Source organism: Massilia sp. AB1, assembly GCF_018119385.1.
Lineage (GTDB): Bacteria > Pseudomonadota > Gammaproteobacteria > Burkholderiales > Burkholderiaceae_D > Telluria.
Map to the genome: position 1 here is coordinate 1 of NZ_JAGKSG010000003.1, position 23,104 is coordinate 23,104.

Consider the following 23,104-nt stretch of genomic DNA (forward strand, 5'->3'; position numbering starts at 1 on the left):
TTTCCTTTCGCCTGCCCCCGATGACAGCCGGTGGCTTTTGATATTTCATCGAATATTTACTGTGCGGCCGCAGGTCACTCTTCTTGGTTTCGGAAGAGGATCGTAGGATGGACCGTTTCTAGTGAAGGGGCTTACATGGCGAATATTCCTGTCAAAGACGACCGGGGGTTCTTTATTCTTCCTCAGCGGTTCGAAGGTGGCGGCTACTATACCTATGGCAGCCCTCAGGAGGACGCGGACAGTACGCCCATCCGAAGATGATTACTCTCCTGCTGGCTATCGCGACGGAATGGTGCCAGATAGACAAGCGAAAGTTTGGCATTGGAAATTTCAGCAAAGCGAATGGACCGCAGTTCAAGCCGCATCATTCCCACAGACTTGGTCTTGAAGTCGACGTCAGGCCCCTTCGTGTCGACGGGAAGGAGCTCGCTTGCAAATATCTCGACCCTGGCTACGACCGTGCGGCCACAACAAGACTCATCTCCCTCTTTGTCCGGCACCCGTTGGTCAACCGCGTGTTATTCAATGACCCGACCATTCCGAACCTCCGTCGCGCTCCCGACCACGACAATCATTTCCACGTAGAACTCATCCGATAGGGTCTTCCATGCGGCAATTGCTTGCAATGCTGTTTCTTCAATTCCTGACCTCCAGTCTGGCGTTCGCCGGCGATCAGGAGGAACCGTACAAGAAGTTTTCTGGGACGTATTGGATCTATGGGGGCGAACTCAGCGAGCCACGACCACCGACCATGGGGGACAAGAAGATCGCCTTTTCCATCAACGGCCAGCTCGCTAAAGAGCTGTTCGACGCAATCGGTCCTGACAAGCACGACGTCTGCACTGAAGGTAGTGGCATTCGCATGCGTTGGCAGGATAAACGAAACCTGTTATGCAGCCGTTCGAAAGAAGGCGAGTACGAATGCAATTTCGGTTTCGACCTCAGAACAGGGAAGGGCATTCGAGGGAGTATTTGCTAAGGCAAACGCGCCGTTTCACTCGCCGTCGCACACCATGGCATCGGTTCCGGGAACCCGCTCGACCAAATGGTACTTGTTCGGCTCGCTAATCATGTGCCGGCCGGCTTTGTGACCTGGAGGCGCTCAGCGGATGATTTGACTCAGCCAACCAGATATTTCTGTGGCGCATCAATTTCAACGGGCTGCCAGCGTGGCACAGTCTGGGCGGGACAACTTCCGGAGTTCACCATGTACCACGCACAACGACCAACCCCTGCTTTCGTCGGCGCCTCCTGGGGCGCCTTGCTGATCGGCGCCGCAGGCTACCTGACGGGTTTGTGGAACGCCGACATGCAGCTTAACGAAAAAGGCTATTACCTGACCTTGCTGTTATACGGTCTGTTCGCCGCCATTTCCTTGCAGAAGACCCTGCGCGACAAGGCGGAGAGTATGCCCGTCACCGGCTTGTACGTCGGCCTGTGCTGGCTGTCCCTGATCAGTGCGGCGCTCCTGACGACGGTCGGGTTGTGGAATGCCACCTTGGCGCGCAGTGAAAAAGGCTTCTACGCGATCGCCTATGTGATGGCGCTGTTCGCCGTCATCGCGGTCCAGAAGAACGTGCGCGACCTGAAAGCCGTCCGGCCGACGGCCGACGCCATGCCCGTCCAGTCCTGAAGCCTCATGCCCCAAACGGCTGAGCGTTGTGCATCTTGAAAAGTAGTCAGCCGTCCCTATTTTTCTCCTTAGTCAAAGAACACCACTAGGGAGCAATACCATGCGGCAAGACAAACTGACGACCAAGCTTCAGGAAGCGCTGGCGGATGCCCAGAGCCTGGCGGTCGGCAACGATAACCAGTACATCGAACCTCTCCACCTGCTGGCGGCCCTGCTGAACCAGGACGACGGCGGCGCGCGCTCGCTGCTGCAGCGCGCCGGCGTCAACGTCGGCGCCCTGACCAACGCGCTGAAGTCCGCCTTCGAACGCCTGCCCAAGGTCTCGGGCACCGGCGGCGACGTGCAGGTCGGGCGCGAGCTGGTGTCCCTGCTCAACCTCGCGGACCGCGAATCGCAGAAGCGCGGCGACCAGTTCCTCTCGTCGGAGATGGTGCTGCTGGCGCTGACGGAAGACAAGTCGGACGCCGGCCGCCTGGCGCGCGAGCACGGCCTGGCGAAGAAGGCGCTCGAATCGGCGATCCAGGCCGTGCGCGGCGGCGAATCCGTGAATTCGCAGGATGCCGAAGGCCAGCGCGAAGCGCTGAAAAAATACACCCTCGACCTGACCGAGCGCGCCCGCATGGGCAAGCTCGACCCGGTGATCGGCCGCGACGACGAGATCCGCCGCGCGATCCAGGTCCTGCAGCGCCGCAGCAAGAACAACCCGGTGCTGATCGGCGAGCCTGGCGTGGGCAAGACCGCCATCGTCGAAGGCCTGGCGCAGCGCATCGTCAATGGCGAGGTGCCCGATTCGCTCAAGGGCAAGCGCGTGCTCTCGCTCGACATGGCGGCCCTGCTGGCGGGCGCCAAGTACCGCGGCGAGTTCGAAGAGCGCCTGAAGTCAGTGCTGAAGGAGCTGGCCCAGGACGAGGGCCAGACCATCGTCTTCATCGACGAGATCCACACCATGGTCGGCGCCGGCAAGGCCGAGGGCGCGATGGACGCGGGCAATATGCTCAAGCCCGCGCTGGCGCGCGGCGAGCTGCATTGCGTGGGCGCGACCACCCTCGACGAGTACCGCAAGTACGTCGAGAAGGACGCAGCGCTGGAGCGCCGGTTCCAGAAGATCATGGTCGACGAGCCGAGCGTGGAGGCGACCATCGCCATCCTGCGCGGCCTGCAGGAGAAGTACGAGCTGCACCACAAGGTCGAGATCACCGACCCGGCCATCATCGCCGCGGCCGAGCTCTCGCACCGCTACATCAGCGACCGCTTCCTGCCCGACAAGGCGATCGACCTGATCGACGAGGCGGCGGCCAAGATCAAGATCGAGATCGACTCCAAGCCGGAAGTCATGGACCGCCTCGAGCGCCGCCTGATCCAGCTGAAGATCGAGCGCGAAGCCGTGCGCAAGGAGACCGACGAGGCCTCGATGCGCCGCCTCGAGCTGCTGGACGAAGAGATCGCGCGCCTGGAACGCGAGTACAACGACTACGAGGAGATCCTCAAGGCCGAGAAAGCGGCGGTGCAGGGCACCACCCACATCAAGGAAGAGATCGAGCGCATCCGCCACCAGATGGAAGAGGCCAAGCGCCAGAGCAACTGGCAGCAGGTCTCCGAGCTCCAGTACGGCCGCCTGCCGGAACTGGAAGCCCAGCTGAAGAAGGCCGAGGAAGCCGCCGGCGCCGAAGCCGAGAGCGCGCAGCCCAAGCTGCTGCGCACCCAGGTCGGGGCCGAGGAAATCGCCGAGGTGGTCTCGCGCGCGACCGGCATCCCGGTGTCGCGCATGATGCAGGGCGAGCGCGACAAGCTGCTGCACATCGAAGAGAAGCTGCACGAGCGCGTGGTGGGCCAGGACGAGGCGATCGAAGCCGTGTCCGACGCCATCCGCCGTTCGCGCGCCGGCCTGGCCGATCCGAACAAGCCCTATGGTTCCTTCATGTTCCTGGGCCCGACCGGCGTCGGCAAGACCGAGCTGTGCAAGGCGCTGGCCGCCTTCCTGTTCGATACCGAGGAAGCGCTGATCCGCATCGACATGAGCGAGTTCATGGAGAAGCATTCGGTGGCACGCCTGATCGGCGCGCCGCCGGGCTATGTGGGCTACGAGGAGGGCGGCTATCTCACCGAAGCCGTGCGCCGCAAGCCCTATAGCGTGATCCTGCTGGACGAGATCGAGAAGGCGCACCCGGACGTGTTCAACGTCCTGCTGCAGGCGCTCGACGACGGCCGCATGACCGACGGCCAGGGCCGCACCGTCGACTTCAAGAACACGGTGATCGTGATGACCTCGAACCTGGGTTCGCACAAGATCCAGTCGATGGACAGCGACGATCCGGCGGTGGTGAAGTTGGCCGTGATGGCCGAGGTGCGCGGGCACTTCCGACCGGAGTTCATCAACCGGATCGACGAGATCGTGGTGTTCCATGCGCTCGACGAGAAGAACATCGGCGCGATCGCCAAGATCCAGCTGCACAACCTGGAAGAGCGCCTGGCCAAGATGGAGATGGCGCTCGACATCGACGACGAAGCGCTGCAGAAGATCGCGGAAGCAGGTTACGACCCGGTGTATGGCGCGCGTCCGCTCAAGCGCGCGATCCAGCAGCAGATCGAGAACCCGCTGTCCAAGGCTATCCTGGCCGGCAAGTTCGGGCCGAAGGACACCATCCCCGTGCGCGTGCGCGGCGGGCAGCTGGTGTTCGGGGAGCAGCCGGCGGTCGAGCTGGCAAAATAAGGAAAGGCGCCGCAAGGCGCCTTTTTCATTGCGCGGTCCTGGCTCAGGCCTGCGTCTGCTTGCGGCGGCGCGCCATGAAGCCCAGCAGCGCCAGGCCGCCGCCCAGCATCGCATAGGTCTGCGGCTCCGGCACCGGCGCGATCGCCTGCGACAGCAGGCTGCCCACCTTGCGATCGCCCTCGCCGAAGAAGTTCACCTTCAGGTGCGGCGACTCCAGGTCCTGCGCGCCGCCGGCGAAGGTGAACTGGAACACCATGTCGTCGCTCAGGGCGATGCGGTCGCCCGAATAGCACAGGCCAAAGCCGGCATGGCCGCCGCCCGCGCAGCCGTTGGCATTCAGCTCCTTCGACGACAGGGTCCAGTCGCCCGCCGCGCCCGGCGCCGAAGTCAGGCTCACGTTCGAGAAGCTGCCGATGTCCTTCAGCTGCAGGGCGCCGAGCGAGGTCGCACTGGCCCAGTCGCCGGTCGGATTGGCGGCGTCGATTTCCAGGGTCAGCACATTGTCGGTCCAGGAGGACGTGAAGGTGACGCCCTGGTAGGTGAGGGATCCGGCGCTGGCCGGCAGGATGGCGCCTGCGGCCAGCAGGACGGCAGCTGCTTTGATGAGTGTGGTTTTCAACTTGCTCTCCTCGTAAAGGTGACAGTCCCCGCCTTCGCGTCCTGCGAACGGCCTGGACCGGCGCACTGTTGAGTACGCTGGGCTCAGCCTATTGCGTTTGGGAAGGGGGTTCTGTTAGCTGAATCACGGATGGCTCAGTTCAGCCGTTGCGGCGAACCGGGCCGGTGGAGGAGGGCACAAAGGAAAACGGACCCATGGCGGGTCCGTTTCGTGGAGGGGCGGCGTGCCGCCCTGGCTCATGCGCGCGGCTTGCGGCGGCGTGATGCCAGGCCCATCGCGGCCAGGCCCAGGCCCAGCAGGCCTAGCGCTGCGGGCTCCGGCACCTCGGCATGCGCTTGTTCGCCGGACTGTTCCCCCGAGCCGGAGCCGGTGTCGACCGGCAGCGTGTTGCCGCCGTCGATAGAGCCCGGATGCAGGCCCTCGTCCACCGCGCCAGGAGTGGCTTTGCCATCGCCTGCGCTCGTATCCGCGCCCGAGCCCGTGCCCGTACCGCTGCCCGTGTCTGACGCGGTATTCGAATCCGCACTGAACACGAAGGTATCCGACAGCAGGCTGCCTTCCTTCTTGCCGCGGGCATCGAGGAAGCGCACTTTCAGGTGCGGCGTATCGAGATTGAGCGCGCTGCCGGCCAGGTTGAAGGTGAAGACCATGTTGTCGGTCAGTGCAATGCCTTCACCTTCGAAGCACAGCTTGTCGAGCGAGGCGGAGGCGCGGCGGCCGCGGCCGTTCGACGCCGGGCAGCCGGCGGCCTTCAGCTCGGCGCGGTTCATGTTCCATGCGATCCCGGTAGGCGTTTCCAGGCTCGCACTCGACACGTTGCCGATGCCCTTGATGGCTAGCGCATCGATGACGACCGCGTCCTGCCAGCCGCCGCTGCGGTTCTTCGCATCGATTTCGATCTTCAGCACATTGCCGCTATAGGTGCTCGTAAAGGTGACCCCCATGTCGGTCGTGATGACGCTGGCGCCGGCTGCGCTCATGCCGGAGGCGAGGAAGAGGGAAAGCGCCGTCCAGCGCAGGGTGGTAGAAATCATGATGCTTATTGGCCTGTTGGCGTTTCTCGTTGTTAAGACTGCAAGCGAGATGCTGAGGGTTTAAGTTCATACAGTCAACATAAAATACCCAAATACAACAAATATTTACTGGAAGAATGTTCGCAGGAAATCCCTATGCCACAAATCAATTTCCAATTAGAAATTAAAGTCGTTATTTCATGATGCAGATATGACGTTTCGTATGGCGGGATACTCATGAAAGCCGAGCTCGCTTTAGTTCTCATGGGGAGAAATTTTATTCCGCATCATGATATGTGCGTCCCAAGTGTTTGATATCGCTGGAAAAAATTTTGGCTTCATGTCTTATATAAGAGTGATTGTGCTGCGCACAAACCGCTCTATGATTTCTCCAACGGACTCGCTTTCAGCAATCGAATGGTGTTTATCTTGAGGAGAACTAGCATGGCAACCCGTGAACAGCAGATCAGCCAATTGCAGCAGGACTGGGACAGCAATCCGCGCTGGAAAGGCGTGACCCGCAATTACACCGCGGCCGACGTCGTGCGCCTGCGCGGCTCGCTGCAGATCGAACACACCCTGGCCAAGCGCGGCGCGGAAAAGCTCTGGGACTTGGTCAACAACGAAGCCTATGTGCACGCCCTGGGCGCACTGACCGGCAACCAGGCGATGCAGCAGGTGAAGGCTGGCCTGAAAGCTATCTACCTGTCCGGCTGGCAGGTGGCGGGCGACGCCAACCTGGCCGGCGAAATGTATCCGGACCAGTCGCTGTACCCGGCCAACTCGGTGCCGAACGTGGTCCGCCGCATCAACAACACTTTCCAGCGCGCCGACCAGATCCAGTGGTCCGAAGGCAAGGACGAGATCGATTACTTCGCCCCGATCGTGGCCGACGCCGAAGCCGGTTTCGGCGGCGTGCTGAACGCCTTCGAGCTGATGAAATCCATGATCGAGGCGGGCGCCGCCGGCGTGCACTTCGAAGACCAGCTGGCCTCGGTCAAGAAATGCGGCCACATGGGCGGCAAGGTGCTGGTCCCGACCCGCGAAGCCGTCGAAAAGCTCAACGCCGCGCGCCTGGCCGCCGACGTGATGGGCGCCCCGACCCTGGTCATCGCCCGCACCGACGCCGAAGCGGCCGACCTCTTGACCTCGGACGTCGACGACAACGACCGCCCGTTCTGCACCGGCGAGCGTACCGTCGAGGGCTTCTTCCGCGTGCGCCCGGGCCTGGAGCAGGCCATCTCGCGCGGCCTGGCCTACGCGCCTTACGCCGACCTGGTGTGGTGCGAAACCGGCAAGCCGGACCTGAACTACGCCAAGCAGTTCGCCGAAGCCATCCACGCCAGGTTCCCGGGCAAGATGCTGGCCTATAACTGCTCGCCGTCCTTCAACTGGAAGAAGAATCTGGACGACGCCACCATCGCCAAGTTCCAGCGCGAACTGGGCGCCATGGGCTACAAGTTCCAGTTCATCACCCTGGCCGGCTTCCACGCCCTGAATTATGGCATGTTCAACCTGGCCCACGGCTATGCGCGGCGCGGCATGTCGGCCTTCGTGGAGCTGCAGGAAGCGGAATTCGCCGCCGCCGAACGCGGCTTCACCGCGGTCAAGCACCAGCGCGAGGTCGGCACCGGCTACTTCGACGCGGTCACCCAGACCATCCAGCAGAACCAGAGCTCGACCACCGCGCTGCACGGATCGACCGAAGACGAACAATTCTTCGACGAAAAAAAGGTTGCGTAAATTCTAGTTTCTAGAACGTTCATGCTCTGTAGCAACGCGTGCTTCGGCGCGCGTTTTTTTGTGTGTGTCAATCGGGCAACAGCTGTTGATTTTCATGCTACGCACCTGTAAATTTCGTCTCTGCAAGCAATTGTCTGTTTGTAATACCACTTCACTAACTGGTGATCCGCACCACTTCATAAACATGGCCCTGCAACGACGGGGCCGGATTCCAAAACCACCAAGGTCCTGAAAATCATGAAAAAAATCTCCGCCCTGCTGTTCGCACTCGTCCTCACCGCTTGCGCGAGTGCTCCGCGCATCGCCGCACCGAACCTGATCACCGCACCGACCCCGATCGTGGGCAACAGCGGCAAGTACATGTCGCCGTTCACCGAAGACGGCACCGTGGCCGCCTGGGTGGAGAAGGGCCGCAACGCCAGCGCCGGCGCCAGCATCGGCGGCTTCCTGGGCGCCCAGGCCGGCCAGAAAGTGGCTGAAAACATCCCGTTCATCGGCGGCTTCCTGGGCCAGGCTGTCGGCGAAAGCGCCGGCCGTGCGATCGCCCTGAAGATGGTCGGCGGCGAAGAGTTCATCCGCGCCAACTCGGACATCTCGTTCAACTCGGTCAACGACCTGGCCGTCTACATGTACGCCAAGAACTCGACCCACAAGGATTTCGCCGAAGCCCTGAAGCTGACCCAGGAAATCTACCCGGAACTGAAGACCACCTACTACCAGGCGATCATCAACGCCTCGCGCGGCAAGTAAGGAAACACCGATGAAAACGACGTACATCGCGGCCCTGGCCGCCGTGCTGGCCCTGAGCGGCTGCGCCACCTCGAACCTGAACAACAGCGCGGGCAGCCGCGTGGTCTACCAGGACGTGAGCACCACCTCGACCCAGGTCGCCGGCGTCGGCATGGAAGCGCAGGACATCGTGTCGAGCACCGACAAGATGGTGCGCGACATCCTGTCGAACCCGGCCATCGCCGGCCGCACCACGCCGCCGCGCATCATCATCGATTCGGAATACTTCGCCAACGACAGCTCGTCGCGCGTGAACAAGAACCTGATCACCGACCGCCTGCGCATCGAACTGAACCGCGCTGCCCAGGGCCGCCTGGTGTTCGTCGCCCGTCACTACGGCGACATGGTTTCGAAGGAACGCGAAGCCAAGCGCAGCGGCGAAACCGACCGCGGCACCATCCGCAGCACCAAGGCCAAGGCTGGCGCGGACTTCCGTCTCGGCGGCCGCATCACCTCGCTGGATGCCAACTCGGCCCGTACCGGCACCCTGTCGCGCTACCACCAGATCAGCTTCGAGCTGATCGACCTGGAGTACGAGACCATCGCCTGGAGCGGCATGTTCGAGTTCAAGAAGGAAGCCCAGGATGACGTCCTGTACCGCTAAGCGGAGCAGCATCGTCCTGGCAGTGGCCCTGGCACTCGGTGTGCCGGGCGCCGCCCAGGCCGATTACGCGTCCGAGGCAGCGCGCCTGAAAAGCGCGCCGGCCAAGGACGCGACCCTGCACACCCTGCAGGCCGGCGTGGCCGCCATGTCCGAAGGCAAGACCGCGGAAGCGTCCGAGCTGTTCGACGGCGCGCTGGCGAGCATCGAAGGCATGTTCGCCAACACCGAGAACGCCGCCAAGGCGCGCTCGCTGTGGTACGAAGAGGGCGCCAAGGACTACAAGGGCGAGCCCTACGAGCGCGCCATGGCCTACTACTACCGCGGCATGCTGTACCTGGCCGAGGGCGACTACGAGAACGCGCGCGCATCCTTCCGCGGCGGCATCCTGCAGGATGCCTTCGCCGAGGAACAGCAGCACCGCAGCGACTTCGCGGCGCTGATGATCCTGGAAGGCTGGAGCAGCCAGGCGAACGGCGAAGCCGGCATGGCGAAGGACACCTACGCCGAGGTGGCGCGCCTGCGTCCGCAGTTCGCTGCGCCGGCCGCCGGCGCCAACCTGCTGGTGGTCGCCGAGCTCGGCGGCGCGCCGCGCAAGGTCGGCGACGGCGTCGGCAACCACGAGATCGTGTACCGCAAGGCCAAGCGCATGCCGGAACGCAGCCTCAAGATCGAGTTCGACGGCAAGCCGCAGCAAGTAGCGCTGGCCGAGGACGTGTTCTTCCAGGCCAGCACCCGCGGCGGACGCCCGGTCGACCGCCTGATCGAAGGCAAGGTGGCGTTCCAGAACACCGCCAGCGCGATCGGCGAGACCTTCGGCGCCATCGCCTCGGAAGGCAGCGTGATCGCGGCGGCCAACGGCGGCGGCGGCGGCCGTGCGCTGGGCGCGGTCGCGGCAGTGGGCGCGATCGCCTCGCTGGTCGCGGTCAACGTCAAGCCGCGTGCCGACGTGCGCTACTGGAACAACCTGCCGGAAACGCTGCACATCGGCGCCGTCCAGCACCAGGGCCTGCCCGAGAACGTGACCATCAAGCTGTTCGACGAGAACGGCCAGCAAGTCCCCGCCGATTCCCTGCGCATCCAGAAATGGATCGACAAGAAGGGCAACGGCGTGGTCTGGATCAAGACTAGGAACAATTAAATGAAAAACACCCTCAACATCGCCGCTGCCGGCCTGGCCGCAGTGCTCCTGACCGGCTGCCCGACCGTGTCGCCGGAAGGCGCCCAGCTGGGCGCGCGCGTCAACGACGCCATGGCGCCGACCGCGACCGTGATGTACGACCAGGTCGTCATCATCGACAAGGTCCTGCAGAACACCAAGAACGGCAAGATCGCCATCGAACGCCAGGGCGCGCGCCGCAATCCGACCGGCACCCTGAACGTGATCGTCCAGATCCGCAACCGCACCGACCACCCGCAAGTGATCGAGGCGCGCACCAGCTTCTTCGACAACGGCTTCGCGCCGACCGAGAAGCCGTCGGCCTGGACCCGCGTCCACCTGGACGGCAACGGCATCGGCAGCTACCAGGAGTCGTCGATCGGCGCCGCCCAGGTTGCGCACTACTACGTCGAAGTGCGGGAGGCCCGCTGATGCGCCGTCTGATGTTTGCCGCGCTGATCGGCATCGCCGCCGGCGCCGGCGCGCAGAACCTGACCGCGCCGAACGCGCTGGCCCCGGCCGGCGCCGCCGTGCAGGGCTACACCGATCCGGCCGAAACCGCCGTGATCGCGGACACCCCGGGCGCGGGCAGCTTCCAGCAGTGGTATGTCGGCCAGCGCCGTCCGGCCATGGTGGTCTATTTCGACCGCAAGCTGGACCAGCTGCCGCCGGGCTGGCAAGGCCGTGAACGCCTGCTGGTCGAAGAGACCACCAAGGCCCAGGGCAAGGAAGAAAACCGCAAGCTGACCGTCGGCTTCGAGCGCAACACGGCCCAGGCCGCGCGCCCGGTGTCGCAGTTCGCCCAGCTGTTCCAGAACGCGCTGGAAGCGGAACTGAAGCGCCAGAGCCTGCGCGTGCTGGACGGCAAGGTCCTGCACCGTAAAGAGTCGGCCAGCGGCCGCGGCGGCGACATCGAGTACGCCTCGCTCAAGAAGTCGGCGCGCTTCGTGTTCGAAGTCGAACTGCTGGTGCTGAACGGCCAGTGGGAGCTGGTGGGCGTCCTCAAGGACATCCATAACGGCGACCTGACCGCCAACGTGCGCCTGCCGGTGGACAACCTGGGCAACCAGGCCGCCATCGACCGCGCCGTGCGTTCGCTGGTGCGCCGCCTGATGCATTACTCGGTCGCCTGACAGGACCGTTTCCCTTCGGGGAAGTACAAGGCCGCGGCTCACTGCCGCGGCCTTTTTATTTGTCCGCAGGGCGGCTTAGACCTCATCCATTTCCGTGCCCACCCCGTTTGTAGTGGATAATGGCGCCCATCGCGCCGCTGTCCTTAATGCGGCAACCATTTTCTCGAGGAATTCCAGCCCATGCTGAGCTACCGCCACGCCTTCCATGCGGGCAATCACGCCGACGTCCTGAAGCATTTCGTCCAGGTCCAGCTCCACCTGTACATGAACCAGAAGGACGCCGCCTACACCTATATCGACACCCACTCGGGCGCCGGCGTGTACGCGCTCGACAGCGCGCAGGCCACCAAGAGCAGCGAATACGAGACCGGCATCGGCCCGCTGTGGTCCTGCACCGACGTGCCGGCCCCGCTGGCGGCCTATCTCGACCTGGTGAAAGGCATGAACCCGAGCGGCAAGATGCGCTACTACCCGGGCTCGCCCTATGTGGCCGAGCAGGTGGCGCGCGAGCAGGACCGCCTGCGCCTGTTCGAGCTGCATCCTTCCGACCACAGGATCCTGAGCGAGAATTTCCGCCGCCTGGAAGCGCACAAGGCGGAGCAGGGCGAGCGTGCGCGCGGCCGGCGCGTGATCATCGAGCACGGCGACGGTTTCAACAGCCTCAAGGCGCTGCTGCCGCCGCCTTCGCGCCGCGCCCTGGTGCTGATCGATCCGCCCTACGAGATCAAGGACGACTACCGGCGCGTACGCGACGCCCTCGACGAAGCGCTGGGCAAGTTCCCGAGCGGTATCTACGCGATCTGGTACCCGGTGCTGCAGCGCATGGAATCGCGCCAGTTCGCCGACCGCCTCAAGCGCCTGCCGGCCAAGGAGTGGCTGAACGTCACCCTGACCACCCGCACCCCGACCCCGGACGGAACTGGCCTGCACAGCAGCGGCATGTTCATCCTGAATCCGCCCTATACGCTGGAGCCGATGCTGCGCGAAGTGATGCCCTATCTGGTGCGCGTGCTGGGCAAGGATGCCGGCGCCCGCTTCACCATCGAAAAAGGCACGCAAGTGACGGGCGCCGCCGCCGGCCGCCTGGTGGGTGACGCACCGCGCGCGCCGGTAGGCAATGCGCGCCGCGCCAGCCCGCTGTCGGGCAAGGGCAGCTTGCGCCTGCCGGGCCAGAGCATGCCGGGCCGCGAGGAGGGCGCCGCCCGCCCGCCGCGCGCCGCGGGCGAACGCGGCCCATCCACCGAAGGCCGTCCGTCGACCGAAGGCCGCCGGCCCCAGGGCGCTGGTGCGCGTCCCGCCAGGGGCGATGCGCCGCGCGGTCCGTCCCCCGGCCCTCGCAAAGGTCCGCGCCAGGGCGGGCGCAGCTAGCGGTAACATCTTGATACGATGTCGAAATGCTAACGTCGACATTTTTGTAGTATAGTCAAGATGGGCGGAGAGTCCGACCTCCGCCCCATGCGGCGCATCGTGTCGCATTGGTGATCTAGTAGTTACCCAGGAGTATTTGATGCATGCCGACCCGACGGCAGCGGTTTCCGTGCCGTCCAACGATTTTTTCCTCGCCCGCCAACCCATTCTCGGCCGCGACCAGCACCTGGTCGCCTTCGAGCTGCTGTTCCGTGCAGCCGGCGAGGACGACGATGCCAAGCTGACCGATGGCGCCGCCGCGACCGCCGCGGTGATCTCGCACGCCTCCCAGCTCGGCATGGAGCAGGTGGTGGGCGAGCAGCTGGCCTTCGTCAACGTCGACGAAGTCGTCCTGATGAGCGACTTCGTGCGCTTCCTGCCGGCCCATAAAGTCATTCTCGAGATTCTCGAAACGGTGGAGCCCACCGAGCAGCTGCTGGCGCGGGTCGCCGAGCTGAAGGAGCTGGGTTTCAAGTTCGCGGTCGACGACGTGGTCGAGCACTCGGCCGAGCTAGACAAGCTGGTCGCCCTGGTGGACGTGATCAAGGTCGACGTCAAGGGCCTCGCGCCCGAAGAGCTGGCGCGCCTGGCGGATTCGCTCAAGGGCACGGGCAAGAAACTGCTGGCGGAAAAAGTCGAGACCCTGGACGAGTTCCGCCTGTGCATGGAGCTGGGCTTCGAATACTTCCAGGGCTATTACTTCGCCCGTCCGGCTATCCTGACCGGCAAGAAGATCACCCCTTCGGAGATGGGCATCCTGCGCCTGCTGGAGCTGGTCAATTCGAATGCGGACAGCCAGGCCATCGAAGCGGCGGTGAAGCGCGACGCGCTGATCAGCCTGAACCTGCTGCGCCTGGTGAACAGCCGCGCGGCCCCGGGGCCCCAGATCGAGTCGCTGTCGCAGGCGCTCAGCCAGCTGGGGCGGCGCCAGCTGTCGCGCTGGCTGCAGATCCTGGTCTATACCTCGGCCGGGCAGGTGGACCTGGATTCGCCGCTGCTGCTGCTGGCGACCACGCGCGGCAAGCTGCTGGAGATGATGACCCTGCATGTGCGGCCGGGCGACACGGCCAGCGCGGACCGGGCGTTCACGGTGGGCATCATGTCGCTGGCGGATGCGCTGTTCTCGGTGCCGATGGCGGATATTCTCGACAATGTCGAGGTGGCCGACGACGTGCGCGCGGCGCTGCTGGACCGGGAAGGGGATTTCGGGACCATGCTGCGCGTGGCCGAGTTGCTGGAGGCGGCCGATTGCGGGCGCAAGCTGGCGGCGGCGCTCAGGCGCGTGGGACTGACGGTGCCCGAGATTCGGGAGATCGAGCTGGCGGCGTTTAACTGGGTGCGCGAGCTGACCCACGAGGTGCACTAGTTATCGGCCTGCAGGCAAACTTGGGTTCCGGCCTTCGCCGGAACGACGTGCCTGAGCTTGCCACTTAAGCTTGAGCCGTCGTTCCGGCGGAGGCCGGAACCTCAGTTCGTTGAGCAGCCCCTAGCTCAAGCTTTATTGCCCCAGCAGCAAAAACACCGTCGGCTTCTTATGAAACTCCGGCGCCTTCCCACTAGCCAGCTGCGCCTTCCACTTCGCCGCCGTCAGTGTCTTCACCGACTCGCTGGCAAGCGTCAGATCCGTCGCCACGCAAACGAGCGTCCCCGGCTGGCACGTCGTCACCAGCGCCTCCAGCATCTGCCCATTCCGGTACGGCGTCTCGATAAACAACTGGGTCTGCTTCTCGCTGCGCGAGCGCTGCTCCAGCTGCTGGATCCGCTTGGTGCGCTGCGCGGCGTCGGTCGGCAGATAGCCATTGAACGCGAAGCTCTGCCCATTCAGCCCGCTGGCCATCACGGCCAGCAGCAGCGAGGACGGCCCGACCAGCGGCCGCACCGGAATCCCGTGCTGGTGCGCCAGGCGCACCAGGTCCGCTCCCGGATCGGCCACCGCCGGCACCCCGGCTTCGGACACCAGCCCCGCATCGCGCCCTGCCAGCAGCGGCGCCAGCAGCTGGTTTAGGGCCTGCGCCGGCGTGTTCACGTTCAGCTCGGCGATCTGGATCTCCTGCAGCGGCCGGGCGAGCGGATGATCGATCGCCACCAGCTTGAGGAAGGCGCGCGCCGTCTTGGCGTTCTCGGCCACGAAATAGTCGAGACGGGACGTGACGGCCTGCACCTGGGTCGGAAGCAGGGTGGCCAAGGCGCCGGGAGCGGCGTCGACCGGGCCGAGGGTATTGGGAATCAGAAAAAGCGTGCCAGCCATAAATACACTATATAGAGAGGTCAGGTGCCGAAGAAACGCACGCCGGCGCGGCGCAGCATGCCGGTCAGGGCGATCAGGGGCAGGCCGGTGAGGGCGGTCGGGTCGGTGGAATCGATGCGTTCGAGCAGGGCGATGCCCAGGCCTTCGTTCTTGGCGCTGCCGGCGCAGTCGTAGGGCTGCTCGATGCGCAGGTAGGCGTCCAGCTCCTCGTCCGGCAGGTCGCGGAAGGTGACGAACACCTGCACATTCTCGACCTGGGCGGGCTCGTCCGCCCGGCCATCCCACAGGCACAACGCCGTATGAAACACCACCTGGCGCCCGCGCATCAGCTGCAGCTGGGCCAGGGCGCGCGCATGGTCGCCCGGCTTGCCGATCTGCAGCCCGTCGAGGGTCGCCACCTGGTCCGAACCGATCACCAGCGCGCCCGGATGAAGGGCCGCCACCGCGGCCGCCTTCTCGCGCGCCAGGCGCAGGGCGGTCTCCTGCGGCGCTTCGCCGGGCAGAGGCGTCTCGTCGAGTTGCGGCGCGATGGCCTCGAAAGGCAGGCCCAGGCGGGACAGCAATTCGCGCCGGTAGGCGGAGCTCGAAGCAAGAATGAGGCGCGCGGGCGCAGAACTTGGTATCATGTCGGCCTTGAAGGGAAAATCATAAGTAAAACAGATAGATAGCTAGTTCCCGACAAGCAAATCTGATGAATGCCGAGCTCGCTGCAACAGCTGCCTCCGAAACAGGCAAAAAACTGTGCAAGTTTTTGACTCTGCAGCGAGAAGCCTGTTATTATCGCAGGTTTTCCGGGGAACCTTCCAAATGAGCGCTTTTGTCATCGACGCTTTTGAGTTTTGTCGGAATAGCGGGCAGCGCGAAGGCGTGACGCCCGTGGCGGACATGCCCCGTCTGGCAGCCGATTGCGCCGACAAGAGTGGCGAGATCCGCTGGTCCATCCAGGGAGGCCAGACCCGCCAGGGCTACCCCTCGATGACCCTGTCGGTGGCTGGTCCGGTGCAGCTGGTGTGCCAGCGTTGCCTGCAGCCCTTTAGCTACGAGATCGATTCGTCCACCATGCTGGTGCTCGGCAAGGACGACGAGGAAGCCGACCAGATCGAGGAAATCCTCGACGACGAGAGTATCGACGTGATCGTCGGCAGCCACGCCTGCGACGTGCGCGAGCTGCTCGAAGATGAAGCCCTGCTGGCCCTGCCGCAGGCACCGAAACACGATGTCTGTCCGGACACCAAGCTCCTGGACAGCCTGAAGACCGAAAAGGTTTCGCCGTTCGCCGGCCTCAAGAATCTCAAGTCAGAGTGATCAGTACAGAATTTGTAGTACCGCAGTAAAAGGCAGTACGACGAAAGAACGTGTCAAACGCGTGCAGCAGTCGAGTATGGCAGTAGGCAGTAGATGTAGGCAGCGTTAAAACATGTCGGCATTCACGGAGAATTATTCCTAAGAATTGCCGGTGGGATACTCGATGCGCATGTATTTGCAAGTCGAATGTGTTAGAATTTTAGAACTTATGTATTAGGAGTCATCATGGCAGTTCAACAGAATAAGAAGTCCCCTTCGAAGCGCGGCATGCACCGTTCGCACGATTTCCTGACCGCGCCGAACCTGGCAGTCGAGCCGACCACCGGCGAGACCCACCTGCGTCACCACATCAGCCCGAACGGCTTCTACCGTGGTCGCAAAGTCCTGAAGACCAAGAACGACGAGTAATCGACGTCTTGTCTTTCAGTACCATGAAAGCGGTGCAACGTATGTTATTTGCGTGGCGCCGCTTTTTCTTTATGACTCATCCAGTAATCGGCTGCAATCCAAGCTTGCACACCGTCATTTACTATCGCGCGGACTCCGGCCGGCCCAGCGCCACGCCCCGATCCCATCTTGCCGCTCGCTGTGCGTAATTCGCGGCAACTTCCCGACAAATGACAATTAAAATTTCCATTGACTGCATGGGCGGCGATCACGGCCCCTCTGTGACGATCCCGGCAGCCATCTCCTTTCTAAAAAAGCAAGCTGACGCCGAACTCATCCTGGTCGGCAACGAAGACCTGCTGCGCCAGGAGCTCAAGAAATCCGGTGCGGACACCCATCCGCGCATCTCGCTCAAGCACGCGACCGAAGTGGTCGCCATGGACGATCCGGTCGAAGTGGCGCTGCGCCGCAAGAAGGATTCGTCGATGCGCGTGGCGATCGAGCTGGTCAAGGACGGCAGCGCCAATGCCTGCGTCTCGGCCGGCAATACCGGCGCCCTGATGGCCGTCTCGCGCTACGTGCTCAAGACCATGGCCGGCGTCGACCGCCCGGCGATCTGCTCGATCGTGCCGAACCAGAAGAACGGCCCCACCTACATGCTCGACCTCGGCGCCAACGTCGACTGCGAGCCGGACCACCTGCACCAGTTCGCCATCATGGGCTCGGTGCTGTGCTCGGCCATCGAAGGCATCGAGCGCCCGACCATCGGCCTGCTCAACGTCGGCACCGAGGACATCAAGGGCAACGACGTGGTCAAGGCCACCGGTGCGCTGCTGCGCGCCGACCACGAGCGCGGTAAACTCAATTTCTACGGCAATGTCGAAGGCAACGATATCTTCAAGGGCACCACGGACGTGGTAGTCTGCGACGGTTTCGTCGGCAATGTCACCCTGAAGGCCATCGAAGGCATGTCGCGCTTCGTCAAGTCGGTCTTCAAGCAGAGCGTGTTGTCGATGGCCGGCGCGGTGCTGGCGCGCGGCGCGCTCAAGAAGCTGAATCCCGAGCGCTACAACGGCGCCGGGCTGCTGGGCCTCAAGGGCCTGGTGTTCAAGAGCCATGGCGGCGCCAACGCCTATGCTTTCGAATGGGCGCTCAAGCGTGCCTACGAGGCCGCCGCGCACAACGTACAAGAGCAGCTGTCGGCCCTGATCGCCGAACTGATGCCCTCTCAGGACCCTGAACGCCAGGCTTGACCAGCCGCGTTCACTCAACTAGCAGGATGGTGGAGCAATGACCGTATTCAGCAAAATCACCGGCACCGGCAGCTATCTGCCGGCCAAGCGCGTCACGAACGACGAACTCGCGGCCCAGCTGGCCGAGAAGGGCATCGAGACCTCGCACGAGTGGATCGTGACCCGCAGCGGCATCGAGGCGCGCCACTATGCGGACGCCACCGAGAACTCGTCCGACCTGGCCGTCAAGGCCGCGCGCAAGGCGCTCGAGATGGCCGGCAAGCAGCCGTCCGACGTCGACCTGGTGATCGTCGCCAGCTCCACCCCCGACTTCCACGGCAGCTTCCCCAGCACCGCCTGCATCGTGCAGCAGAAGCTCGGCATGGAGAACAACAGCGCCGCCTTCGACGTGCAGGCCGTGTGCAGCGGTTTCGTCTACGCGGTCTCGACCGCCGACGCCTTCATCCGCTCGGGCATGCACAAGACCGTGCTGGTGATCGGCGCCGAGATCTTCTCGCGCATCCTCGACTTCTCGGACCGCACCACCTGCGTGCTGTTCGGCGATGGCGCCGGCGCCATCGTGATGGAAGCCTCGAGCGAACCGGGCGTGCTGGCCTCCAAGCTGCACGCCGACGGCCGCCACTCGCATATCCTGTCGGTCCCGGGCAACCTGGCCCAGGGCGCGATCGCCGGCAGCGGCTTCCTGTACATGGACGGCCCGGCGGTGTTCAAGCTGGCCGTTACCGTGCTCGAGGAAGTGGCCCACGAAGTGCTGGAGCAGGCGCAGATGCGTCCTTCGGACATCGACTGGCTGGTGCCGCACCAGGCCAACCTGCGCATCATGAAGGGCACCGCCAAGAAGCTCGACCTGCCCATGGAAAAGATGGTCGTGACGGTCGGCGAACATGGCAACACCTCGGCCGCCTCGATCCCGCTGGCGCTGGACCAGGCCGTGCGCGACGGCCGCATCAAGCCGGGCCAGAACGTCCTCATGGAAGGCGTGGGCGGCGGCTTCACCTGGGGCGCGGCCCTGGTGCGCATGTAACCAAATCGATAAGGACAATAAGAAGATGAGCAAATTCGCATTCCTGTTCACGGGCCAGGGCGCCCAGGCAGTCGGCATGCTGAACGGCTTCGCCGGCAACCCGGTCGTCGAGCAGACCGTGGCCGAAGCATCGGACGCCCTGGGCTTCGACCTTGGCCGCCTGATCGCCGAAGGCCCGAAGGAAGACCTCGACCTCACCACCAATACCCAGCCGGTCATGCTGACCGCCGCCGTCGCCGTCTACCGCGCCTGGATCGCGGCCGGCGGCCCGGCCCCCGCGGTCGTGGCAGGCCACAGCCTGGGCGAATACTCGGCCCTGGTGGCCGCCGGCGTGATCCCGTTCAAGGACGCCGTGCCGCTGGTGCGCTTCCGCGCGCAATCGATGCAGGACGCGGTGCCGGTGGGGCAGGGCGGCATGGCCGTCATCCTCGGCCTGCTGGCCGACGACGTGCGCGCTGTCTGCGCCGAGGCGGCGCAAGGTGAAGTGGTCGAAGCCGTCAACTTCAACGAGCCGACCCAGATTGTCATCGCCGGCCACACCGCGGCCGTCGAGCGCGCCTGCGAGATCGCCAAGGCCAAGGGCGCCAAGCGCGCCATGAAGCTGGCCGTGTCGGCGCCGTTCCACTCGTCGCTGCTCAAGCCCGCATCGGACCGCCTGCGCGAGTACATGGGCAAGCTGAGCTTCTCGGCGCCGCAGATCGAGGTCATCAACAACGTCGACGTCGCCGTGCTGAAGGACCCGGAACAGATCAAGGACGCCCTGGTGCGCCAGGCCGCCGGCCCGGTGCGCTGGGTCGAGACCATGCAGAAGATGGCTGCCGAGGGTGTCACCCAGGTCATCGAATGCGCCCCGAGCAAGACCCTGATCGGCATGGCCAAGCGCATCGACCCGGTGCTGGTGGGCGAAGCCCTGGTCGACCAGGCCTCGCTCGAGCGCGTGCTGGCCTCCCTGCAGCAGGCATAAACCCTATTTCATAAGAAGAGGATGAAAGAGATGAATCTGGAGAACCAAGTCGCCCTCGTGACCGGCGCATCGCGCGGCATCGGCAAGGCCATCGCGCTGGAACTGGCGCGCCAGGGCGCGAAAGTGGTCGGCACCGCCACCACCGAATCCGGCGCACAGGCCATCACCGAATACCTGGGCGAATTCGGCGGCAAGGGCGTGGTCCTGAACGTGACCGATGCGGCGCGCTGCGGCGAAGTCGTGGACGAAGTGCAGAAGAGCTTCGGCAGCCTGTCGATCCTGGTCAACAACGCCGGCATCACCCAGGACAACCTGGCCATGCGCATGAAGGACGAGGAGTGGGACAGCGTGGTCGCCACCAACCTGACCTCGGTCGGCCGCCTGTCGCGCCTGGTGCTGCGCGGGATGATGAAGGCCAAGCACGGCCGCATCATCAACATCACCTCGGTGGTCGGCGCGTCCGGCAACCCGGGCCAGATGAACTACGCCGCCGCCAAGGCCGGCGTGGCCGGCATGACCCGCGCCCTGGCGCGCGAGATCGGCAGCCGCAACATCACCGTCAACTGCGTCGCGCCGGGCTTCATCGACACCGACATGACCAAGGCGCTGGGCGACGACCAGCACGCCGCGCTGCTGGGCCAGATCCCGCTGGGCCGCCTGGGCAAGCCGGAAGACATCGCCCATGCGGTCGCCTTCCTGGCCGGTCCGCAAGCCGCTTATATCACCGGTACCGAGCTGCACGTGAATGGCGGCATGTACATGAATTGATGTGCTAATGTCCGGCTTTTGAGGATTCGCTTGCAAAAAGCCGGTTCATTCCCATCTTTTAGCAGGAAATTCGGACGAATTAGCAGCAATCGCCGAAAATAGTTTTTCAAGGCGCAAACCTGATAAAATGCGCGCACTTTCCGCAACACATACCTTAATGGAGCCAAAACATGTCGGATATCGAACAACGCGTTAAAAAAATCGTCGCTGAGCAACTGGGCGTTGCCGAAGCAGACATCAAAATCGAATCCTCGTTCGTTGACGACCTCGGCGCTGACTCGCTGGACACCGTGGAACTGGTGATGGCACTGGAAGACGAGTTCGAAATGGAAATCCCTGACGAACAGGCTGAGAAGATCACCACCGTCAAGCAGGCAATCGACTACGCAACCGCGCACGTCAAGGCCTAAGCTGCTGCTTTAAAGTTTTTGGGAGAATCGCTTGAGCCGTTCACGCAACCGCCGTGTCGTCGTTACTGGCCTGGGCTGTATTTCACCGATCGGCAACACCATTGCCGAGGCGTGGAGCGCGGCCCTGGCAGGTAAGTCGGGCATTGCCAACATCACCAAGTTCGACGCGTCGCAGTTCAGCACCCGTTTCGCGGGCGAAGTGAAGAACTTCGTTGTCGAGGACTACCTGCCGGGCAAGGAAGGCCGTCACATGGATAGCTTTATCCATTACGGCATGGCAGCCGGCATCCAGGCCCTGCAGGATTCGGGACTGGAAGTCACCGAGGAGAACGCGGACCGTATCGGCGTGACCATCGGTTCGGGTATCGGCGGCCTGCCGATGATCGAAGCCACCAAGGAAGAGTACACGGCCAAGGGCCCGCGCCGCATCTCGCCGTTCTTCGTGCCGGCCTCGATCATCAACATGATCTCGGGCGATCTCTCGATCAAATTCGGCCTGCGCGGCCCGAACCTGGCGATCGTCACCGCCTGCACCACCGGCCTGCACTGCATCGGCGCGGCGGCCCGCCTGATCGAGTACGGCGACGCCGACGTGATGATCGCCGGCGGCGCCGAGTCGACCGTCTCGCCGCTGGGCCTTGGCGGTTTCGCCTCGGCGCGCGCGCTGTCGACCCGCAACGAAGATCCGACCACCGCGTCCCGTCCGTGGGACAAGGACCGCGACGGCTTCGTGCTGGGCGAGGGCGCCGGCGTCATGGTGCTGGAAGAGTACGAGCACGCCGTCAAGCGCGGCGCCAGGATCTATGCGGAAGTCATCGGCTTCGGCATGAGCGCGGACGCCAACCACATCACCTCGCCGGTCGAGGATGGCAGTGGCGCGGCGCGCTGCATGGTCACGGCGCTGAAGAACGCCGAGATCAACCCGGACCAGGTGCAGTACGTGAACGCGCACGGCACCTCGACGCCGCTGGGCGACGTGGCTGAAGTGCGCGGCATCAAGCGCGTCTTCGGCGACCAGGCGAAAAACATGGTCGTGAACTCGACCAAGTCGATGACCGGTCACCTGCTGGGTGGCGCGGGCGGCCTGGAATCGGTGTTCACCGTCCTGGCCATCCACAACCAGGTCTCGCCGCCGACGATCAACATCTTCAACCAGGATCCGGAATGCGACCTGGACTTCTGCGCCAACACGGCGCGCGAGATGCAGATCAACTACGCGGTCAAGAACTCGTTCGGTTTCGGCGGTACCAACGGTACCCTCGTGTTCGCTAAAGTCTAAGCTGAACTCACCACGCCCATCCCTTGTCTAAGGGGTGGGCGCCTGCCTCATCCGGCTCGGCCATCCTGGCCTCCGCTTTCCGCCGGCGCTGTTTTCCTTCCCTACATCATGCCGATCACGGTGACTGCCGTCGTCGCGCCGTCGCGCCGCCTGCGCGTGCTGCTGGCCGCCTTCTGCGCGTCCCTGTTCGCGGCGTCCGTCGCCGTCGGCCTGCTATTGCCCGGGCGTTTCCTGACCGGCGCCTGGCTGCCGCTGTTGCTTGCCGCGATAGCCGTCGCCCACGCTTTAGGCAGCGGCAACGCAGCCGTGCGCCGGATTGATTTTTCTGGAGTCGGAACACTACGCCTGACGGTACAACGGAATGTGCACCTGCCGACGGCGACCAGCGCGAGCTTGCTGCCCGGCGCCACTGTCTGGCCCTGCTGCATGCTGCTGCGCCTGCGCGCCGGGGAGTCCGGCGACGCCTGGCGCCTCGTGCTGCTGCCCGACAGCCTGGGCCCCAGCGCCTACCGCGAGCTGGCGGTGGCCTTGCGGCATGGGGGTGCTGTGGCGGACGCCGCGGGGGGCGCCGCGGGTGCCGGAGTCAGCGCAAAAATACTTTGAACTTATTGCAGTGGGCCAACTCTTAAGCAAGGAGGGCCGGCTGCAGCCGATGGGGC

General features: G+C 64.1%; 24 protein-coding genes and 1 pseudogene. 21 read left to right on the top strand and 4 right to left on the bottom strand.

Features of this window, described 5'->3' with window-relative positions:
• Positions 1-251 precede the first annotated feature (251 nt).
• The 4 genes and pseudogenes from J8847_RS24480 to clpB form a co-directional block, all read left to right on the top strand.
• Positions 252-599 (top strand): annotated as a pseudogene (locus J8847_RS24480) (hypothetical protein); the annotation flags it as partial.
• 8 nt (positions 600-607) lie between these two features.
• Positions 608-979 carry a hypothetical protein gene (locus J8847_RS02455; RefSeq protein WP_211523107.1) on the top strand — a complete coding sequence of 124 codons (372 nt, stop codon included), beginning with the start codon at positions 608-610 and terminating at the stop codon, positions 977-979.
• 228 nt (positions 980-1,207) lie between these two features.
• A complete protein-coding gene (yiaA, locus tag J8847_RS02460; RefSeq protein WP_211523108.1) occupies positions 1,208-1,633 on the top strand; it encodes an inner membrane protein YiaA in 426 nt (141 codons plus the stop codon).
• 100 nt (positions 1,634-1,733) lie between these two features.
• Positions 1,734-4,343 (top strand): ATP-dependent chaperone ClpB, encoded by a 2,610-nt coding sequence (gene clpB / locus J8847_RS02465; RefSeq protein WP_211523109.1) that lies wholly within the window; start codon positions 1,734-1,736, stop codon positions 4,341-4,343.
• A 43-nt stretch (positions 4,344-4,386) separates the two neighbouring features.
• Here the strand turns inward: clpB and J8847_RS24025 are convergent, their stop codons facing one another.
• Positions 4,387-4,962, bottom strand: a complete 576-nt coding sequence (locus J8847_RS24025; protein ID WP_229429504.1) for a PEP-CTERM sorting domain-containing protein — start codon at positions 4,960-4,962, stop codon at positions 4,387-4,389.
• Between the two features lie 236 nt (positions 4,963-5,198).
• Positions 5,199-5,996 (bottom strand): PEP-CTERM sorting domain-containing protein, encoded by a 798-nt coding sequence (locus tag J8847_RS02475; protein WP_211523110.1) that lies wholly within the window; start codon positions 5,994-5,996, stop codon positions 5,199-5,201.
• 423 nt (positions 5,997-6,419) lie between these two features.
• Here J8847_RS02475 and aceA point away from each other — a divergent pair, with 423 nt between their 5' ends.
• From aceA to J8847_RS02515, 8 genes are all read left to right on the top strand, one after another.
• Positions 6,420-7,718 carry an isocitrate lyase gene (gene aceA / locus J8847_RS02480; protein WP_211523111.1) on the top strand — a complete coding sequence of 433 codons (1,299 nt, stop codon included), beginning with the start codon at positions 6,420-6,422 and terminating at the stop codon, positions 7,716-7,718.
• A gap of 237 nt (positions 7,719-7,955) precedes the next feature.
• The gene (locus J8847_RS02485) at positions 7,956-8,468 is read left to right on the top strand and encodes a hypothetical protein (RefSeq protein ID WP_211523112.1); all 513 of its coding nucleotides are present in this window, start codon (positions 7,956-7,958) and stop codon (positions 8,466-8,468) included.
• A gap of 10 nt (positions 8,469-8,478) precedes the next feature.
• Positions 8,479-9,111 carry a penicillin-binding protein activator LpoB gene (locus J8847_RS02490; protein WP_211523113.1) on the top strand — a complete coding sequence of 211 codons (633 nt, stop codon included), beginning with the start codon at positions 8,479-8,481 and terminating at the stop codon, positions 9,109-9,111.
• The gene (locus tag J8847_RS02495; RefSeq protein ID WP_211523114.1) at positions 9,092-10,249 is read left to right on the top strand and encodes a hypothetical protein; all 1,158 of its coding nucleotides are present in this window, start codon (positions 9,092-9,094) and stop codon (positions 10,247-10,249) included. The genes J8847_RS02490 and J8847_RS02495 overlap by 20 nt, the downstream gene beginning before the upstream one ends.
• The gene (locus J8847_RS02500) at positions 10,250-10,699 is read left to right on the top strand and encodes a hypothetical protein (RefSeq protein WP_211523115.1); all 450 of its coding nucleotides are present in this window, start codon (positions 10,250-10,252) and stop codon (positions 10,697-10,699) included.
• Positions 10,699-11,400 carry a hypothetical protein gene (locus J8847_RS02505; protein ID WP_211523116.1) on the top strand — a complete coding sequence of 234 codons (702 nt, stop codon included), beginning with the start codon at positions 10,699-10,701 and terminating at the stop codon, positions 11,398-11,400. Before J8847_RS02500 ends, J8847_RS02505 begins: the two co-directional genes overlap by 1 nt.
• A gap of 180 nt (positions 11,401-11,580) precedes the next feature.
• Positions 11,581-12,768, top strand: coding sequence for a 23S rRNA (adenine(2030)-N(6))-methyltransferase RlmJ (gene rlmJ, locus J8847_RS02510; RefSeq protein ID WP_229429505.1), 1,188 nt, complete (start codon positions 11,581-11,583; stop codon positions 12,766-12,768).
• Positions 12,769-12,907: 139 nt separating this feature from the next.
• Positions 12,908-14,173, top strand: coding sequence for an EAL and HDOD domain-containing protein (locus J8847_RS02515; protein WP_211523117.1), 1,266 nt, complete (start codon positions 12,908-12,910; stop codon positions 14,171-14,173).
• A 132-nt stretch (positions 14,174-14,305) separates the two neighbouring features.
• On the opposite strand, the gene J8847_RS02520 is transcribed toward J8847_RS02515, so the two are convergent.
• Both J8847_RS02520 and J8847_RS02525 read right to left on the bottom strand, forming a co-directional pair.
• A complete protein-coding gene (locus J8847_RS02520) occupies positions 14,306-15,055 on the bottom strand; it encodes an SAM-dependent methyltransferase (protein WP_211523118.1) in 750 nt (249 codons plus the stop codon).
• Between the two features lie 20 nt (positions 15,056-15,075).
• Positions 15,076-15,681, bottom strand: a complete 606-nt coding sequence (locus J8847_RS02525; protein ID WP_211523119.1) for a Maf-like protein — start codon at positions 15,679-15,681, stop codon at positions 15,076-15,078.
• 181 nt (positions 15,682-15,862) lie between these two features.
• Between J8847_RS02525 and J8847_RS02530 the strand changes: the two genes are divergently transcribed.
• The 9 genes from J8847_RS02530 (at position 15,863) to J8847_RS02570 (ending at position 23,048) form a co-directional block, all read left to right on the top strand.
• Positions 15,863-16,360, top strand: coding sequence for a DUF177 domain-containing protein (locus J8847_RS02530; RefSeq protein ID WP_211523120.1), 498 nt, complete (start codon positions 15,863-15,865; stop codon positions 16,358-16,360).
• Positions 16,361-16,585: 225 nt separating this feature from the next.
• The gene (gene rpmF / locus J8847_RS02535) at positions 16,586-16,768 is read left to right on the top strand and encodes a 50S ribosomal protein L32 (RefSeq protein ID WP_005666806.1); all 183 of its coding nucleotides are present in this window, start codon (positions 16,586-16,588) and stop codon (positions 16,766-16,768) included.
• Between the two features lie 209 nt (positions 16,769-16,977).
• Positions 16,978-18,000 (top strand): phosphate acyltransferase PlsX, encoded by a 1,023-nt coding sequence (plsX, locus tag J8847_RS02540; protein WP_211523121.1) that lies wholly within the window; start codon positions 16,978-16,980, stop codon positions 17,998-18,000.
• Positions 18,001-18,037: 37 nt separating this feature from the next.
• Complete coding sequence (locus J8847_RS02545) at positions 18,038-19,024, top strand: beta-ketoacyl-ACP synthase III (protein WP_211523122.1); 987 nt, start codon at positions 18,038-18,040, stop codon at positions 19,022-19,024.
• Between the two features lie 25 nt (positions 19,025-19,049).
• A complete protein-coding gene (gene fabD / locus J8847_RS02550) occupies positions 19,050-19,988 on the top strand; it encodes an ACP S-malonyltransferase (RefSeq protein WP_211523123.1) in 939 nt (312 codons plus the stop codon).
• Positions 19,989-20,018: 30 nt separating this feature from the next.
• On the top strand, positions 20,019-20,756 hold the full coding sequence (gene fabG / locus J8847_RS02555; RefSeq protein ID WP_373888751.1) for a 3-oxoacyl-ACP reductase FabG: 738 nt from the start codon (positions 20,019-20,021) through the stop codon (positions 20,754-20,756).
• 170 nt (positions 20,757-20,926) lie between these two features.
• Positions 20,927-21,166, top strand: coding sequence for an acyl carrier protein (gene acpP / locus J8847_RS02560; RefSeq protein WP_020653257.1), 240 nt, complete (start codon positions 20,927-20,929; stop codon positions 21,164-21,166).
• A 31-nt stretch (positions 21,167-21,197) separates the two neighbouring features.
• Positions 21,198-22,445, top strand: coding sequence for a beta-ketoacyl-ACP synthase II (gene fabF, locus J8847_RS02565; protein WP_211523125.1), 1,248 nt, complete (start codon positions 21,198-21,200; stop codon positions 22,443-22,445).
• 108 nt (positions 22,446-22,553) lie between these two features.
• The gene (locus J8847_RS02570; RefSeq protein ID WP_211523126.1) at positions 22,554-23,048 is read left to right on the top strand and encodes a protein YgfX; all 495 of its coding nucleotides are present in this window, start codon (positions 22,554-22,556) and stop codon (positions 23,046-23,048) included.
• Positions 23,049-23,104 lie beyond the last annotated feature (56 nt).

Bases quoted from the DNA above. Each gene is read 5' to 3' on its own strand.
- J8847_RS02455 (WP_211523107.1), top strand. From the start codon at position 608: ATGCGGCAATTGCTTGCAATGCTGTTTCTTCAATTCCTGACCTCCAGT.
- yiaA (WP_211523108.1), top strand. From the start codon at position 1,208: ATGTACCACGCACAACGACCAACCCCTGCTTTCGTCGGCGCCTCCTGG.
- clpB (WP_211523109.1), top strand. From the start codon at position 1,734: ATGCGGCAAGACAAACTGACGACCAAGCTTCAGGAAGCGCTGGCGGAT.
- J8847_RS02475 (WP_211523110.1), bottom strand. From the start codon at position 5,996: ATGATTTCTACCACCCTGCGCTGGACGGCGCTTTCCCTCTTCCTCGCC.
- aceA (WP_211523111.1), top strand. From the start codon at position 6,420: ATGGCAACCCGTGAACAGCAGATCAGCCAATTGCAGCAGGACTGGGAC.
- J8847_RS02485 (WP_211523112.1), top strand. From the start codon at position 7,956: ATGAAAAAAATCTCCGCCCTGCTGTTCGCACTCGTCCTCACCGCTTGC.
- J8847_RS02490 (WP_211523113.1), top strand. From the start codon at position 8,479: ATGAAAACGACGTACATCGCGGCCCTGGCCGCCGTGCTGGCCCTGAGC.
- J8847_RS02495 (WP_211523114.1), top strand. From the start codon at position 9,092: ATGACGTCCTGTACCGCTAAGCGGAGCAGCATCGTCCTGGCAGTGGCC.
- J8847_RS02500 (WP_211523115.1), top strand. From the start codon at position 10,250: ATGAAAAACACCCTCAACATCGCCGCTGCCGGCCTGGCCGCAGTGCTC.
- J8847_RS02505 (WP_211523116.1), top strand. From the start codon at position 10,699: ATGCGCCGTCTGATGTTTGCCGCGCTGATCGGCATCGCCGCCGGCGCC.
- rlmJ (WP_229429505.1), top strand. From the start codon at position 11,581: ATGCTGAGCTACCGCCACGCCTTCCATGCGGGCAATCACGCCGACGTC.
- J8847_RS02515 (WP_211523117.1), top strand. From the start codon at position 12,908: ATGCATGCCGACCCGACGGCAGCGGTTTCCGTGCCGTCCAACGATTTT.
- J8847_RS02520 (WP_211523118.1), bottom strand. From the start codon at position 15,055: ATGGCTGGCACGCTTTTTCTGATTCCCAATACCCTCGGCCCGGTCGAC.
- J8847_RS02525 (WP_211523119.1), bottom strand. From the start codon at position 15,681: ATGATACCAAGTTCTGCGCCCGCGCGCCTCATTCTTGCTTCGAGCTCC.
- J8847_RS02530 (WP_211523120.1), top strand. From the start codon at position 15,863: ATGAGCGCTTTTGTCATCGACGCTTTTGAGTTTTGTCGGAATAGCGGG.
- rpmF (WP_005666806.1), top strand. From the start codon at position 16,586: ATGGCAGTTCAACAGAATAAGAAGTCCCCTTCGAAGCGCGGCATGCAC.
- plsX (WP_211523121.1), top strand. From the start codon at position 16,978: ATGACAATTAAAATTTCCATTGACTGCATGGGCGGCGATCACGGCCCC.
- J8847_RS02545 (WP_211523122.1), top strand. From the start codon at position 18,038: ATGACCGTATTCAGCAAAATCACCGGCACCGGCAGCTATCTGCCGGCC.
- fabD (WP_211523123.1), top strand. From the start codon at position 19,050: ATGAGCAAATTCGCATTCCTGTTCACGGGCCAGGGCGCCCAGGCAGTC.
- fabG (WP_373888751.1), top strand. From the start codon at position 20,019: ATGAATCTGGAGAACCAAGTCGCCCTCGTGACCGGCGCATCGCGCGGC.
- acpP (WP_020653257.1), top strand. From the start codon at position 20,927: ATGTCGGATATCGAACAACGCGTTAAAAAAATCGTCGCTGAGCAACTG.
- J8847_RS02570 (WP_211523126.1), top strand. From the start codon at position 22,554: ATGCCGATCACGGTGACTGCCGTCGTCGCGCCGTCGCGCCGCCTGCGC.